This window comes from Pseudomonas hamedanensis (assembly GCF_014268595.2).
GTDB lineage: Bacteria > Pseudomonadota > Gammaproteobacteria > Pseudomonadales > Pseudomonadaceae > Aquipseudomonas > Aquipseudomonas hamedanensis.
In genome coordinates this window covers 2,869,576-2,886,122 of record NZ_CP077091.1, presented here as the reverse complement: position 1 = coordinate 2,886,122, position 16,547 = coordinate 2,869,576, and the positions used below count along the sequence as shown (strand labels likewise).

Sequence of the window (16,547 nt, the reverse complement as noted above, 5' to 3'; positions counted from 1 at the left end):
TATGTCGCTAAATTTCCCGCTGTTGCTGGTCATCGCCGTGTTCGTCTGCGGCCTGTTGGCGTTGCTCGATCTGCTGTTCCTGGCGCCGCGTCGGCGTGCTGCCATTGCCTCCTATCAAGGCAGTGTCAGCCAGCCGGAAGCCGTGGTCGTCGAGAAACTGAACAAAGAGCCGCTGCTGGTTGAATACGGCAAGTCGTTCTTTCCGGTGTTGTTCATCGTACTGGTCCTGCGTTCGTTCCTGGTGGAACCGTTCCAGATTCCGTCCGGCTCGATGAAGCCGACCCTGGACGTTGGCGACTTCATTCTGGTGAACAAGTTTTCCTACGGGATTCGCCTGCCGGTGATCGACAAGAAGATCATCGACGTCGGTGATCCGCAGCGCGGCGATGTCATGGTGTTCCGCTACCCGAGCGACCCGAACGTCAACTACATCAAGCGTGTGGTCGGCCTGCCGGGCGACACCGTGCGTTACACCGCCGACAAGCGTCTGTTCGTCAATGGCGAATCGATTGCCGAGAAAATGGTCGGCGCCGAGCCGGGCACCTTGGGCAGTGCAGAACTCTACAAGGAAAAACTCGGCGCAGCCGAGCACCTGATCCGCAAGGAAATGAGCCGCTACCGCGCCACGCCGGATCGCTCGTGGACAGTGCCTGCCGGGCACTACTTCATGATGGGCGACAACCGCGACAATTCGAATGACAGTCGCTACTGGGATGATCCGAACATTCCCAAGGATCTGCTGGGCATGGTTCCCGACCGCAATATCGTCGGCAAGGCCTTCGCGGTCTGGATGAGCTGGCCGGAGCCGAAACTCAGCCACCTGCCGAATTTCTCGCGGGTCGGCCTGATCAAGTAATTACACACGGCGCTGTTGACCACAGCGCCGAATGCATTTTTGGAGCCGGCACAAGCGGCTTCGCAATCGCCAGGATCTCATTTTTGAACACAGCGTTAATTGTCCCAGGCCTGCGCCGTACCCCGGCGATGGCAGTGGAATCCAGCCACGAACTCAGCGTGGGTAAACCGTGAGCGTTTCTCTAAGCCGTCTCGAGCGCCAGCTCGGTTACACCTTCAAGGATCAGGAGCTGATGCTGCTGGCCCTCACGCATCGCAGTTTTGCCGGGCGCAACAACGAGCGCCTGGAATTCCTCGGTGATGCCATCCTCAACTTCGTCGCTGGCGAGGCGCTGTTCGATCGCTTCCCGCTGGCCCGCGAAGGCCAGTTGTCGCGTTTGCGCGCACGCCTGGTGAAAGGTGAGACGCTGGCCGTGCTGGCTCGCGGTTTTGACCTCGGCGATTACTTGCGCCTGGGTTCGGGCGAACTGAAAAGCGGCGGATTTCGTCGCGAATCGATTTTGGCCGATGCCCTTGAAGCCTTGATCGGTGCAATCTACCTCGACGCCGGCATGGACGTCGCTCGCGAGCGCGTACTGGCCTGGCTAGCCGGCGAGTTCGAAGGCCTGACGCTGGTCGACACCAACAAGGATCCGAAGACCCGCCTGCAGGAACACCTGCAATCGCGCGGCTGCGAGCTGCCGCGCTACGAAGTGGTGGATATCCAGGGCGAGCCGCACTGCCGAACCTTCTTCGTCGAGTGCGAAGTGGTCCTATTGAACGAAAAAAGCCGAGGTCAGGGTGTGAGCCGTCGTATTGCCGAACAGGTAGCGGCCGCCGCAGCACTGATTGCCCTGGGCGTGGAGAATGGCAATGACTGATACAAACGCAACTCGCTGTGGCTACGTTGCCATCGTCGGCCGTCCCAACGTCGGCAAGTCGACGCTGCTCAACCACATTCTCGGCCAGAAGCTGGCGATCACCTCGCGCAAGCCGCAGACCACCCGCCACAACATGCTGGGGATCAAGACCGAGGGCGACGTGCAGGCGATCTACGTCGACACTCCCGGCATGCACAAGGGCGGCGAAAAGGCCCTCAACCGTTACATGAACAAAACCGCTTCGGCGGCGTTGAAAGACGTCGACGTGGTGATTTTTGTCGTTGACCGCACCAAGTGGACCGACGAAGACCAGATGGTCCTCGAGCGTGTGCAGTACGTCACCGGCCCGCTGATCGTCGCGCTGAACAAGACCGACCGCATTGAAGACAAAGCCGAGCTGATGCCGCACCTGAGCTGGTTGCAGGAGCAGCTGCCGAACGCGCAGATCATCCCTATCTCTGCGCAGCACGGGCACAACCTCGAAGCGCTGGAAAAGGTCATCGCCGACCATCTGCCGGAGAACGATCACTTCTTCCCGGAAGACCAGATTACTGACCGCAGCAGCCGTTTCCTCGCCGCCGAACTGGTCCGCGAAAAAATCATGCGCCAGATGGGCGCCGAGCTGCCATACCAGATCACCGTCGAGATCGAAGAGTTCAAGCAGCAGGGCAAGACCTTGCACATCCATGCCTTGATTCTCGTCGAGCGTGACGGCCAGAAGAAAATCATCATTGGCGACAAGGGCGAGCGCATCAAGCGCATCGGCACCGAAGCGCGCAAGGACATGGAGCTGCTGTTCGACTCCAAGATCATGCTCAACCTGTGGGTCAAGGTGAAGGGCGGCTGGTCCGATGACGAGCGCGCGCTGCGTTCGCTGGGTTATGGCGACCTGTAACAGTCCCGGTTTTCTCATACACCAGAGAACCCCTGTGGGAGCGGGCTTGCTCGCGAAGACGGTGAATCAGTCGATACATTTTTTCGACTGACTCACCGTCTTCGCGAGCAAGCCCGCTCCCACATTTGGTTTATGTTGATCTCAAGAATGCGTTTCTTCATCGAGAACTCAATGTCGCAAAACCCGCCTCCCGCCCAGCCCGCCTACGTCCTGCACTCGCGTGCTTATCGCGAGACCAGCGCGCTGGTCGACTTCCTCACGCCGCAAGGTCGGTTGCGGGCGGTGTTGCGCAGTGCGCGGGGCAAGGCCGGGACGCTGGCGCGGCCATTCGTGGCGCTGGAAGTGGAGTTTCGTGGCAAGGGCGAGCTGAAGAATGTCGGGCGCATGGAAAGTTCCGGCACCTCGGCGTGGCTCAATGGCGAGGCGCTGTTCAGTGGTTTGTATCTGAACGAGCTGTTGATCCGTTTGCTGCCCGCCGAAGATCCGCATCCTGCCGTTTTCGATCACTATGCCGCGACGCTGCTGGCCTTGGCTGAAGGTCGCCCGTTGGAGCCGTTATTGCGGTCCTTCGAATGGCGTTTGCTGGACGATCTCGGCTACGGCTTTTCTCTCAACACAGATTTGCACGGCGACCCGATCGCGCCGGACGGTCTCTATCGTCTGCAAGTGGACGCCGGGCTTGAGCAGGTCCATCTGCTGCAGCCGGGCCTGTTCAACGGCACCGAACTGCTGGCCATGGCCGAAGCCGACTGGTCTGCCCCCGGCGCCCTGTCTGCTGCCAAGCGCCTGATGCGTCAGGCACTGGCCGTTCATCTCGGCGGTCGGCCCCTTGTAAGCCGCGAGCTGTTTCGCAAGCCCTGATATGCTGTGCGCCGAATCTCTCAATTCAGGAGCGCATCCGTGACCACCAGCAATCGCATTCTTCTTGGCGTGAACATCGACCACGTCGCCACCCTGCGTCAGGCCCGTGGCACGCGCTACCCGGATCCGGTCAAGGCGGCGCTGGACGCGGAAGAGGCGGGGGCCGATGGCATCACGGTGCACCTGCGTGAAGATCGCCGGCACATCCAGGAGCGCGACGTGCTGTTGCTCAAGGATGTCCTGCAAACCCGAATGAATTTCGAAATGGGTGTCACCGAAGAGATGATGGCGTTCGCCGAGCGCATTCGCCCGGCGCACATTTGTCTGGTTCCGGAAACCCGGCAGGAGCTGACCACCGAAGGCGGTCTGGATGTGGCAGGGCAGGAAGAACGCATCAGGGCAGCGGTCGAACGTCTGTCGAAGATTGGCAGCGAAGTCTCGCTGTTCATTGATGCTGATGAACGTCAGATCGCTGCATCGAAGCGCGTCGGTGCGCCGGCCATCGAGCTGCACACCGGGCGCTACGCCGATGCCGAAACTCCGATTGAAGTGGCTGAAGAACTCAAGCGTGTCGCGGACGGTGTCGCGTTTGGCCTGGCGCAGGGGCTGATCGTCAATGCCGGGCATGGCCTGCATTACCACAACGTCGAGGCGGTGGCGGCGATCAAGGGCATCAACGAATTGAACATCGGCCATGCGCTGGTGGCGCATGCGCTGTTTGTCGGGTTCAAATCCGCCGTATCGGAAATGAAGGCGCTGATCCTGGCTGCTGCCAAGCACTAAGCAACAACACAAACCCCTTGTAGGAGTGAGCCTGCTCGCCATAGCGGTGTGTCAGCCAGCATCAAATTGACTGACACACCGCTATCGCGAGCAGGCTCACTCCTACAATTCGATTTGTGGTGTTGGTTAGAGCGGAGCAGGCTCTTGGGCGGGTTTTGACTTGTCGATCCCCGGCACGTGCAGATTGCCCTCAGCCACCTGATCACCTTCAAGCTGCGGCTGGGTCACCCAGGTCAGGATGTCGTAGTAGCGACGGATGTTCGCCACGAAGTGCACCGGCTCGCCGCCCCGGGCGTAGCCATAGCGGGTCTTGCTGTACCACTGTTTCTGCGACAGGCGCGGCAGGATTTTCTTCACGTCCAGCCACTTGTCCGGGTTCAGACCTTCCTTGGCGGTCAATTTGCGCGCGTCATCCAGGTGACCGCTGCCGACGTTGTACGCGGCCAGGGCAAACCAGGTGCGATCCGGTTCCTTGATCGAATCGTCGAGCTGATCCTTCATATAGGCCAAGTACTTGGCGCCGCCCATGATGCTCTGTTTCGGATCGAGGCGATTGGACACGCCCATCGCCTGCGCGGTGTTCTGGGTCAGCATCATCAGGCCGCGTACGCCGGTTTTTGAGGTCACCGTCGGTTGCCACAGCGATTCCTGATAACCGATGGCGGCGAGCAGGCGCCAGTCGACTTTTTCCTTCTTGGCGTAGTTCTTGAAGTGCTGTTCGTATTTCGGCAGGCGCTGCTGCAGATGCTGGGCGAAAGTGGTGGCGCCCATGTAGCCCAGCACGTCAACGTGGCCGTAATAACGGTCTTTCAGGCGTTGCAGGGTGCCATTCTTCTGCACTTTGTCCAGATAAGCGTTGATTTCGCTGAGCAGGCTGTTGTCTTCGCCGGGACCGACCGCCCAGCTCTGGCTGCGCGCATCACCGAGGTCAAAGGCCACGCGAATATTGGTGAAGTACACCTGATTCATTGCCACTTCGTTGGAATCGACCAGGGTCAGGTCGATCTGGCCTTCATCGACCATGCGCAACAGGTCGACCACCTCGACGGCGTCAGATTCTTCGTATTCGATGCCGGGAAATTTCTGTTTCAGCTCAGCCAGCTGTTCGGCGTGGGTGCTGCCCTTGAGCACGGTGATCTTCTTGCCGACCAGGTCCGCCGGATCGGTCGGCCGCGACTGGCCGTTGCGATAGATGATCTGCGGGGTGACTTCGAGATAAGAGTGGGAAAACCGCACCTGCTTTTTGCGTTCGTCGCTGCTGACCAGGCCGGCCGCGGCGAGGACCGGGCCATTCGGCTTGCCGACCTGATTGAACAGGTCGTCGAGGTTGTCGGCGGTCTCGATCTTCAGTTCGACGCCCAAATCGTCGGCGAAGCGCTTCACCAGCTCGTATTCGAAGCCGGTTTCGCCGCTGCGATCCTGAAAGTAGGTGGCGGGGCTGTTTCGGGTAATCACCCGCAGCACACCGTCCTCCTTTACGCGCTCGAGCGTGTTGGGTTTATCAACACAGCCACCGAGCATCAGGAAGAGTCCGGTTGCGATCAGCCATTTGGCGTACCGCGGACGCAAAGCCGTTGGGAAAAACATCTGCGCAGTATACGCAAACGGCCACGGGCGCCATATCTCGACAGCACTGTATGAGTCTGCTAAGGGTCACAAAGTCGAGCGAAACCCCATGAAAACGGGCCTTCAGGGCATTTTGTTACAGTAAAAATAAGCAGCGCTCAAATGGACGATTTACCTGACTTTGGGGGCAGAAACACACAATGCGGTCAGAGTGCAACCGTGCGTAGTGTTTCGGGTGATGTTGAGGGCGGTTTAGGCTAGAATGCACGGCCTCAAAGCACACCCCTTCCCGAGGCTGTCCCGAAGATGTTGATCCTGCGCGGCGCTCCTGCCCTTTCTGCCTTTCGCCACAGCAAACTCCTTGAGCAACTGAGCCAGAAGGTTCCAGCTGTCAGTGGCCTGTATGCTGAATTCGCTCACTTCGCCGAAGTCACCGGCGTCCTGACCGGCGACGAACAGCAGGTGCTTGCGCGCCTTCTGAAGTACGGCCCAAGTGTTCCGGTTCAAGAGCCGACCGGTCGTCTGTTTCTGGTGTTGCCGCGTTTCGGCACCATCTCGCCGTGGTCGAGCAAGGCCAGCGACATCGCCCGCAACTGCGGCCTGAGCAAGATCCAGCGCCTGGAGCGCGGTATTGCCTTCTACGTCGCCGGGCAGTTCAGCGAAGCCGAAGCCCAAGTGATTTCGGACGCCCTGCATGACCGCATGACCCAGATCGTGCTGGCCAGTCTCGAGCAGGCCGCCGGTCTGTTCAGTCACGCCGAACCGAAACCGCTGACGGCCATCGACATTCTTGGTGGCGGTCGCGCTGCGCTGGAAAAAGCCAACACCGAGCTGGGCCTGGCCCTGGCCGAAGACGAGATCGATTATCTGGTCAACGCCTTCAATGGTTTGAAGCGCAACCCGCACGACATCGAACTGATGATGTTCGCCCAGGCCAACTCCGAGCACTGCCGCCACAAGATTTTCAACGCCAGTTGGGACATCGATGGCCAGAGCCAGGAAAAAAGCCTGTTCGGCATGATCAAGAACACCTATCAGATGCACAGCGAAGGCGTTCTGTCGGCGTACAAGGACAACGCCTCGGTGATCGTCGGCAACGTCGCCGGCCGTTTCTTCCCGAATCCTGAAACCCGCCAGTACGGCGCGGTGCAGGAGCCGGTGCACATTCTGATGAAGGTCGAGACTCACAACCACCCGACCGCGATCGCCCCGTTCCCGGGCGCATCCACCGGTTCCGGTGGCGAGATCCGTGACGAAGGCGCAACCGGTCGCGGCGCCAAGCCGAAGGCCGGCCTGACCGGTTTCACCGTATCCAACCTGCAGATCCCGGGCTTCGAACAGCCGTGGGAAGTGCCGTACGGCAAGCCTGAGCGCATCGTTACCGCGCTGGACATCATGATCGAAGGCCCGCTCGGCGGCGCCGCGTTCAACAACGAATTCGGTCGTCCGGCGCTGACGGGCTACTTCCGTACCTTCGAGCAGTCGATCAGCACCCCGCACGGCGATGAAGTGCGCGGTTACCACAAGCCGATCATGCTCGCGGGCGGCATGGGCAACATCCGCGAAGAACACGTCAAGAAAGGCGAGATCGTCGTCGGCTCCAAGCTGATCGTGCTCGGCGGCCCGGCGATGCTGATCGGTCTGGGCGGCGGCGCGGCTTCGTCGATGGCCACCGGCACCAGCTCGGCGGATCTGGACTTCGCTTCCGTGCAGCGCGAAAACCCTGAAATGGAGCGTCGCTGCCAGGAAGTCATCGACCGTTGCTGGCAACTGGGTGACAAGAACCCGATCAGCTTCATCCACGACGTCGGCGCGGGCGGTCTGTCCAACGCCTTCCCGGAACTGGTCAACGACGGCGACCGCGGTGGCCGCTTCGAACTGCGCAACATTCCCAACGACGAGCCGGGCATGGCCCCGCACGAAATATGGTCCAACGAATCCCAGGAACGTTACGTTCTGGCGGTTGGCCCGGAAGATTTCGAGCGCTTCCAGGCGATCTGCGAACGCGAGCGTTGCCCGTTTGCCGTCGTCGGCGAAGCCACCGCCGAACCGCAGCTGACCGTGACCGACAGCCACTTCGGCAACAACCCTGTGGACATGCCGCTGGAAGTGTTGCTGGGCAAGGCGCCGCGCATGCACCGTTCGGTGGTCCGCGAAGCCGAACTGGGCGATGATTTCGATCCGGCGAACCTCGATATCACCGAGTCCATCGAACGCGTTCTGCATCACCCGGCCGTGGCGAGCAAAAGCTTCCTGATCACCATCGGCGACCGCACCATCACCGGCCTTGTGGCGCGTGACCAAATGGTCGGCCCATGGCAGGTGCCGGTGGCCGACGTTGCCGTCACCGCCACCAGTTTTGACGTCTACACCGGTGAAGCGATGGCGATGGGCGAGCGTACTCCGCTGGCTCTGCTGGACGCTCCGGCGTCGGGCCGCATGGCCATCGGCGAAACCATCACCAACATTGCCGCCTCGCGCATCAACAAACTCTCCGACATCAAACTGTCGGCGAACTGGATGTCGGCGGCCGGCCACCCGGGCGAAGACGCGCGTCTGTACGACACCGTGAAAGCCGTCGGCATGGAACTGTGCCCGGAGCTGGGCATCACCATTCCGGTGGGCAAGGACTCGATGTCCATGGCCACGCGCTGGAACGACAACGGCGAAGAAAAAACCGTGACGTCGCCGATGTCGCTGATCGTGACCGGTTTCGCGCCAGTGGCTGACATCCGTCAGACCCTGACCCCGGAACTGCGTATGGACAAGGGCACCACCGACCTGATCCTGATTGACCTCGGTCGCGGGCAGAACCGCATGGGCGCCTCGATCCTTGCACAAGTGCACGGCAAACTCGGCCAGCACGCGCCGGACGTCGATGACGCCGAAGACCTGAAAGCCTTCTTCGCGGTGATCCAGGGCCTCAACGCCGACGGTCATCTGCTGGCGTACCACGACCGTTCCGACGGTGGTCTGCTGACCTCCGTAGTGGAAATGGCTTTCGCCGGCCACTGCGGTCTGAGCCTGAACCTGGACAGCGTTGCCGAATCCGCCTCGGAAATCGCCGCGATCCTGTTCAACGAAGAACTCGGCGCAGTGATCCAGGTGCGTCAGGACGCCACCCCGGACATCCTCGCGCAGTTCAGCGCCGCCGGCCTGGGCGACTGCGTGTCGGTGATCGGCCAGCCGATCAACAATGGCCAGATCAACATCACCTTCAACGGTGACACTGTGTTCGAAGGCCAGCGTCGTCTGCTGCAACGTCAGTGGGCCGAGACCAGCTACCGGATTCAGCGTCTGCGCGACAACGCCGACTGCGCCGAGCAAGAGTTCGACGTGCTGCTGGAAGAAGACAACCCGGGCCTGAGCGTCAAGCTCAGCTACGACGTCAACCAGGACATCGCTGCGCCTTACATCAAGAAAGGCATTCGCCCGCAAGTGGCCGTGCTGCGTGAGCAGGGCGTTAACGGTCAGGTGGAAATGGCCGCCGCGTTCGACCGCGCCGGTTTCAGCGCGATCGACGTGCACATGAGCGATATCCTCGCTGGCCGTGTCGACCTCAATGAGTTCAAAGGCTTGGTGGCGTGCGGCGGTTTCTCCTACGGCGACGTGCTCGGCGCCGGTGAAGGCTGGGCCAAATCGGCGCTGTTCAACAGCCGTGCCCGCGATGCCTTCCAGGGCTTCTTCGAACGTAACGACAGCTTCACCCTCGGCGTGTGCAACGGTTGCCAGATGATGTCCAACCTGCACGAGCTGATCCCGGGCAGCGAGTTCTGGCCGCACTTCGTGCGCAACCGCTCCGAGCAGTTCGAAGCGCGCGTGGCGATGGTGCAGGTTCAGGAGTCGAACTCGATCTTCCTGCAGGGCATGGCCGGTTCGCGCATGCCGATCGCCATCGCCCACGGTGAAGGGCATGCCGAGTTCTCCAGCGAAGAAGCGTTGCTGGAAGCCGATCTGTCCGGTTGCGTGGCGATGCGTTTTGTCGATAACCATGGCAAGGTCACCGAAGCCTACCCGGCCAACCCGAACGGCTCGCCGCGCGGGATCACCGGTCTCACCAGCCGTGACGGCCGCGTGACGATCATGATGCCGCACCCGGAGCGGGTTTTCCGCGCCGTGCAGAACTCGTGGCGCTCGGAAGAGTGGAACGAAGACGCACCGTGGATGCGCATGTTCCGCAACGCTCGCGTGTGGGTGAACTAAGCGTCGTGTACAAACTCGCTTTTTTTGTTCCCGACAGTCATGTCGAAGTGGTCAAAGACGCTGTGTTCGCTGCCGGTGGCGGGCGAATTGGCGACTATGACCATTGCGCCTGGCAAGTGCTCGGGTCTGGTCAGTTTCGGCCTCTGGACGGCAGTCAGCCGTTCATAGGCGAGGCGGGGCAGGTTGAGCGGGTTGAGGAGTGGAAGGTCGAGCTGGTGGTGGCAGACGAGCTGATTGTTGCTGTTGTGGCAGCGTTGAAGCTTAGTCATCCCTACGAAACACCGGCTTATGAGGTGTGGCAGTTGGCAGATTTCTGACCGCTGCTGCTGAAACAGAAAACCCGCTGAAAGTGATTTCAGCGGGTTTTTTGTTGCCTGCGATGGGCTACCAACCGCGGCAGCCCGGCGCAAGATCGTCGACTCAGGTCACCGGCCTGAGATTGAACTCGCTCCGTAGCATCATGATGAGCTCTTCGAGGGTTTTGAAACGGTCCAGCGCTCTATCCCGGTAATCAATGAAAAACAGACCTTTGTCGTCCACCTGGATCGGCGTCTCGACGGTTTCACCGGTGCGAGATCGATGAACGAGGCGGGTTTCCCGAGTATTCGGGCGCTCGATGATGAATTGCCCTTGCTCGGTCAAGCGTTCGCGTTGTACAGCTGCGGGGGCTGGGTCGAGCCGCTTGCCGGGGATGCCGACCTCCATTTTGAAATCACTGCGTATTGCGCGAGTGGCAGTGGGCATGCTTTCGGTGGCGACCTCCCAGTAACCGCGCTGAAGGCGTTGAGCGAGCGCGGGCGTCGTGTCGTGCACGTGCAGGCTGACGGCACCGAGCATATCCGCCAGGCCCGGTACCCCCAGGTTGTAACCAGTGTGGGCGCTGCCGACGAAGGCGATCCACTTGTGCGGCCCGTTGGCCAGTTGGTCGGCTTCGATCACTCTGGAGGCAAAATAGCTGAACATGCGGTTGCGCTGTACGCGCGGGTCGGAGAGCGCCTTCATGTGATAGCTGGCGACGCAATCAAGCGCTCTGATGCGATAGCCATATTTGGCCGCTTTTTCAATGACGCTGGTGTAATTGTCTGTCGTGCCTTTGTAGAACCGCATGTGCCCTTCGTCCTGACTGCTCAGGTATCGGCGCAAATGGGCGGACATGGTCTTGCCGGCACAGAAATCGTCCAGGTCAGCTTGATGCAAATCGGTCTGCAAATGTTCCACATACAGCGTTTTGTAGCGGCCTTTGTGTTTTTCCAGCTGCTTGATCAGCAGCGCCTTGCTCGATTGCGCCGAATGGGCTTCGCCGAGCACCAGGCCGGCAAAGTCACCGTCGGCCACTTGCTTGAATAACGAATCCGCTGTGGCGTCCGTAGTGAGCGTCGGCAGTGTCGCTCGAGCGGGTGGGGTGTAATGGGTGAAATGACTCTCTGCCTTCTCGAGCAGTTTTGTGCGCATGTCGATAAACGCTTCGGCCGCGTCGGACTTGGCTTTTACGACGTGCCCGTACCGCGGGTCCAGTCCGCGTGGCTGGTAATGCATTTCATGCAGCTGTTCGTGGTGCACCGATGCAATGTCGAACTCATCGAAATGCCCGCTACCGGAGCCGGAGGCAGCGACGGTTTTTGCCGGTGTCCTCGGCGCTTTGTACGCGGTGGGCAGCGTCATGTGGTAATCGCCTTTGGTCGCTGCGTCGCCGGTGATCGCGCCGGCGGTATCGACCTTGATGCTCGCCGGTTGACCCAGAGCGACATCCTCGATGCGCAAGGCGACGGCGTCATGCAGGTCGGCCAGGCCCGGCGTGGCGTTGTGCGTGACCATTCGCGACTCATCGGTCAGGACGACCCAGCGCTCGTCCGGAGCATCGGCGATGTCGGCGGCAATGGCCTTGTGCGAATAGAAGTTGCGGATGTTATTGCCTCGTGGCGTCAGCGGCGAAGCATCTTCAAGTTTCAACACATCGTCCAGCTGGTAGGAGGTGGAGGCATCCAGTGCCTTGATCTTCAGACCCTTTTTGCGCGCCTCGCGCACAAGCGCCACGAAAGAAAACGGGGCTTTGGGCGGGTACCCCAATGCGCGGTCGATGGCCTTCAAATGTTCTTTGATGTGCTGCCAGGTGCCTCCCTTATTCAGTTTTTCCAGCTTGAGATGAAAGACATCGTCCGGCAGGTATTCCAGATAAAGGCGCTTGAAGCCTCTTTCGATCAGCGCGTCAATGTTCGTGATCAGCGCTTGCTTGCTGGCAATGGAGCCGGGGCGGGCACCGATCACCAGGCTCTTGCCGCTGAAGGCTTCGCTGGCGATCAGTTGTGCAAAGGTCGTGTCGGCAGAGACAGCAGGAACCGGGGCCCGGGCCGACAGTGGCGCCAGCGTGTCCCAATGCCGGGTGGCGGCGGCGGTCAGTTTTTCGGCCTGTAGCAGGTGGGCCTTGCGCGTCTCATGAAGATCCATCACCGCGGCGCCGACAATCGTGTCGGGGTGGCTCCTAAAGTCCTTGCTGCGAGCGATGACCTCCTTGCGCGTTTCTGGATTCATGGCGCTTTCAAGGCGATCGCGGTATTGCGGCGGTATGCCGAATTCCTTGTGCAGCCCAGGCGTGTCCGAAACGGCTTCATACTTCGGCGCGCCGCCAGCCACACCGCTGCGCACCATGACCCCGTCGGCATTGGGCGATACCAGCATGCCGGTCGAGCGCAGTGTGCCGGTGTCAGGGTCGAGGCGATGCAACAGAAAGCGGCCGAGTGAGTCCGGATCTGTCGCAGCCCAAAAGGTCTGTCCACGGAAGACCACCGGTTGTATGTCCGTCGGCAGCGTGGAAACCGCTTCCAGCGGTTCGATCAGTTTCAATGCCTCTTCGGGGGTGGCTGCGGCGACCCGCAGGCGTGGCAAGCGCACCACCTGTTTGAGCGAACGCAGCGCCGGGCGCAGGTCGGTCAGCAGCGCGCCGGCACTGTTGAACAGGTAACCAAGCAAATGCTGCAACGCCATGGCGTTGTCACCCTGTCGGTAGGCGTGCAGGGCGAGCATGGCGTCTTTGAAGGCCAGCAGCACGCCGGTGGTCAGGCTCAGCAGCGGAAAGGGCGCGGTGGCAATCGCCGTGACCCATTCGACGCAGGTCCAGATCAGCCCGCCGATCATCTGCGCACGACTGGTGGTGGTAGCGTGAACATCGTCGATCTTGCGCTGCAATTTCATGTCGTAAAGGGCGTAGCGCATGTCACTGACCGGCGCGACCGAGCGGGTCGAGTCGTAACGCGCAGGGCTGGGAGTGGTTCTGTTCAGCGTGTCAGGCAAGCCTTTGCGAGCGCTGTCGAGGAACGTGCGAACCCGGCTTTGCGCTTGCACCCCAACCCGTCCTGCGAGGTATCCGCCGAATCCAGGCTGCTCTTTGAGCAGGTAATTGAACAGCCTGGCTTCGCGAAAGCTGACTCCGTCCGGTGCTTGCGGGGTGTAGAGCAGAACCGGGTTCTTGTCGTGGCTGAACAGCCAGGTGTCGATGACCCATTCGCCGTCGATCATCAGGCGATGCAGGGCGTAGCGAGTGCGTGTCGCTGGCGTCGTATCGCCCAGGCTGTCGATACTCTGTTCGAGCCATTGCAGGTCCGCACTGGCGATGTGTCCTTGCAACTGGCATTCAAGAGCGGCGCGCTTCATCTGGCGCTGGGTAATCGCCAGCGTGGTGTTGCGTCGCAATCCGTAGCCCACGCTTGCAGCGCTTTGCAGCTCGGCCTTGACCTTGTCGGTATAACGTTGGCCGATCCAAACGCCGGTGACCGAGCGCGCGACGTTTTGCGGGGTCAGTGCACTCACATCAATCCCCGGCGGGCCGGTGAAACGCGCCGACTGCGAAATTTTCGGATCGATCAGGCCGAAATCATCTGGATAGCCGTCACGAAACAACCGTGTGTAGGTCAGCGGCGCCGGTGTCTGTGACGGCACGACCGAGGTCTGAGCGTGTACCCGCACGCTATCCGGATCGACGTCGTTGGCGGGACGATTCAGCAGACGGTTGAGGCTGATTTTCGCCTGTTCGTGGACATAGGCGTCAAAGCCTTGAAAACCGCTGCCCGAAGAAGGGTGCTTATCGAATGCACGAAGGACACACTCGGCCTCTTCGGTCAGCGTGGTGAGCTTTTTGCGGTTGCTGGCCGAGGTCGAGCGGTACCACAGCGGGGTGCCAAAGTCATAGTCGTCAACCCGCGTAGCCAGCAAGTGCCGGGTCATAGCCCTGAGGCAATCGCGGTGAGTGCCGATATTGATGAATTTGACTTCCTTGTGTTCCATCGCCTCAGGCTTGAAGCCCAGCGCCGCGAGAATTTTCTGCATGTTCTGGCGAAAACGCAGCGGCGTGCGGTTGACCAGATAGGCTTTCATGCTGTCGGCGGCGTCATTGTGAGCAGCCCACCCGAGCAGATGGGTCTGACACTCCAGCTCGCTGGCAAACGCCTGAAACTGCTGCTCTCGCGGGGCTTGCGGAGTACACAGCAGTACGCGCTTGAGGGCGCCGGAGGCATCGATCTGGCGCAGGACCCAGAGGTCCTGGAGTTGCGCACCGTGCAGCGACAAAAGCGCGGCTTGCAGGTGTGACGCATTGCCGGCGCGCAAGTCCTGAATCAATTGCCAGTCACTTGCGAGCAAATGGCCTTGCAGCCACGCCGTGTAGGCCAGCGCGACAATGCGCTGATCGAACATATGCTCGATGGCCTGGCTGACGGCGGGCAACGCGTGCATTTGTTTTTGCACGTTGGAAAAGTCGATTCGTGGTTGCAGGCTCAGTGCTTGCCGGATCAGCCATGCCGGCGTCACGTCTGCGTATTCTTCAGGCAGCGGCGCGTTGTTGTACGTGAGGGTGGTCTTGAGCAGAAAATCCGAACCCGCCGACTCATCCCCCGTATGCGGGCCGAGCAGGGCCAGATCGGTCAGGCTGCGTTGGTGCTCATACACGCCGTACCCGGCGAGATAGCGACGGGTATTGATCTGTAAGTGGTCGGGATCAAGGTCGTCGATCTCCAGGTCATCGCTGAGCCGCTCCAGCCATTGGTAGCGTGCCAGCGTTGGTGGACTGGTCGCCGCCCCCATCAGTTGCAACAGATCGTGACGCGCCTGGCTGTAGTTGTGCAGATGCTGCGCCAGTTCGGTTCGGTGGGGTTCGCTGGCGCTGCGATACCAATTCGGTGCGCTGTAATAAAGGTGGCGTTCAAACAAGGTTTGCGCGCGTAGTTCGAGGCGCGGCGTGAGGTCCGGCAGTACGTCGGCGATGGCCCGGTCGAGCGCTGCGCACAGCCGGGCGGCGTCATGTTGCGGGTTGTCGATCAGGCTCAAGGCGCGTTCGACATCCTGCGTGCGTTTATCGATCAGCGCATCATAGGTATGTTCGAACAGTGGTTCACTGTCGATCAACGACAGCTGCAGCGGCCAGATTCCGGCGACGCCCACTCCATGGAAACGCGAGGGCAGCATTCGCATGAATTCGTCTTCGGCTGTGGCGTGCTTCACACACTTGAGCAGGTGAGCATCAAGGTCGGCCAGAGAGTCGAAGAACTCAATACCTCTGGCCGGGGTGAACAACACCGCATACCCGACGCTCTGGTCGGACAGCAAGTCGCTGACCCTGGGGTGATCCCTTTCGGTGATGACAAAGGCTCCGGCCAGTTCGACGGTGTTTGCCTGATAGCTGAACTGTAAGGCGTACATGGCCGGACGCAGCATCGGCGCCAGCGCGGTTTTTTCCAGGAGCGCGCCGACTTGCGGGTGCAGCAGCCGATCCTTGACGGCCTGGCGGGCCTCCTGTTCCAGAGCGGTAAACCCGGCCTCGTAGATCAGGTAGGTTTTCGCCGGCTTGCCCTCGATGCGCTCGTTCAGGTCCAGGTTGATCAGTTGCGTGTTGAGGCGGATTTTCAGTGTCGCGAGCAGCTTCTTGCCTTCTTCGCTGTGCAGGTCGCTGTTGGCCAGTTTCTGGTACAGCGGACGGCTACGTTGCAGGTAGCGTTCGCGGTAGTCCTTGAGCTGCTCGTCGAGGCGCTTGAGGTAGCGCTGTTCGGCGGTCGGCGGTTGTTCTTCGAGCAGTGGGGTGTCGATCCTGAACAGGTTTTGTCCGATCTGGTTGAGGTCGCTTTTGGTTTCTGCCGGTGAGGGTGGGCTGTTGGGTGTGCTCATGGACACGGTCTCCAGGCTGGTGGGAAGAGCCTTCAGCATGGCGAGGGGGGTGGCGGCTTTGGTGGTAGATATGTATTGCGGGGGATCGCTGGTTTTCGCGTAGTGCCCTTCACTGGGGGGGAGCGAGCTCCTGCTTGCGAAGGCGGCCTGACAGCCGGCCTGGCGCTGGCGGATTGGGGGGATATTCGTTTTTTGGGTGATGGCGGCTTAGGGTTCCGCCCTGACGGCGGGTCACTTTGGGGGCCCAAAGTAACCAAAGGCCTTTTACCCTGACGTGCGGCCCCTCGCCTAGGCTCGGGGTGCCTTCGCTGCGGGATCGATCCGGGCGCAGCGTTTCCGGTTTGCTTCGCTGCACCTCCTTCCGCTGTGTACGA

At 60.8% G+C, this 16,547-nt stretch carries 9 protein-coding genes; 7 read left to right on the top strand and 2 right to left on the bottom strand.

Going from position 1 to position 16,547, the window contains the following annotated elements; translation table 11 throughout:
• The first annotated feature begins 1 nt into the window (after window position 1).
• The 5 genes from lepB to pdxJ all read left to right on the top strand — a co-directional run bounded on the left by lepB (window position 2) and on the right by pdxJ (window position 4,254).
• A complete protein-coding gene (gene lepB / locus HU739_RS12525; protein WP_186551277.1) occupies window positions 2–856 on the top strand; it encodes a signal peptidase I in 855 nt (284 codons plus the stop codon).
• Window positions 857–1,025: 169 nt separating this feature from the next.
• Entirely contained in the window at window positions 1,026–1,715 is a 690-nt protein-coding gene (gene rnc / locus HU739_RS12520; protein ID WP_024011703.1) for a ribonuclease III, read from the top strand.
• Window positions 1,708–2,610: a GTPase Era gene (gene era / locus HU739_RS12515; RefSeq protein ID WP_016771562.1), complete on the top strand. Its 903-nt coding sequence runs from the start codon at window positions 1,708–1,710 to the stop codon at window positions 2,608–2,610. The genes rnc and era overlap by 8 nt, the downstream gene beginning before the upstream one ends.
• Window positions 2,611–2,781: 171 nt before the next feature.
• Window positions 2,782–3,471 carry a DNA repair protein RecO gene (gene recO / locus HU739_RS12510; RefSeq protein WP_186551276.1) on the top strand — a complete coding sequence of 230 codons (690 nt, stop codon included), beginning with the start codon at window positions 2,782–2,784 and terminating at the stop codon, window positions 3,469–3,471.
• A 39-nt stretch (window positions 3,472–3,510) separates the two neighbouring features.
• Complete coding sequence (pdxJ, locus tag HU739_RS12505; RefSeq protein WP_186551275.1) at window positions 3,511–4,254, top strand: pyridoxine 5'-phosphate synthase; 744 nt, start codon at window positions 3,511–3,513, stop codon at window positions 4,252–4,254.
• Between the two features lie 126 nt (window positions 4,255–4,380).
• On the opposite strand, the gene mltF is transcribed toward pdxJ, so the two are convergent.
• Window positions 4,381–5,841, bottom strand: coding sequence for a membrane-bound lytic murein transglycosylase MltF (gene mltF / locus HU739_RS12500; protein WP_186551274.1), 1,461 nt, complete (start codon window positions 5,839–5,841; stop codon window positions 4,381–4,383).
• Between the two features lie 285 nt (window positions 5,842–6,126).
• On the opposite strand from mltF, the gene purL reads away from it, so the two are divergent.
• Complete coding sequence (gene purL, locus HU739_RS12495) at window positions 6,127–10,023, top strand: phosphoribosylformylglycinamidine synthase (protein ID WP_186551273.1); 3,897 nt, start codon at window positions 6,127–6,129, stop codon at window positions 10,021–10,023.
• A gap of 5 nt (window positions 10,024–10,028) precedes the next feature.
• On the top strand, window positions 10,029–10,340 hold the full coding sequence (locus HU739_RS12490) for a Nif3-like dinuclear metal center hexameric protein (protein ID WP_186551272.1): 312 nt from the start codon (window positions 10,029–10,031) through the stop codon (window positions 10,338–10,340).
• A 103-nt stretch (window positions 10,341–10,443) separates the two neighbouring features.
• Here HU739_RS12490 and HU739_RS12485 read toward each other — a convergent pair whose 3' ends face one another.
• On the bottom strand, window positions 10,444–16,173 hold the full coding sequence (locus tag HU739_RS12485) for a membrane-targeted effector domain-containing toxin (protein WP_186551271.1): 5,730 nt from the start codon (window positions 16,171–16,173) through the stop codon (window positions 10,444–10,446).
• Window positions 16,174–16,547: the final 374 nt, after the last annotated feature.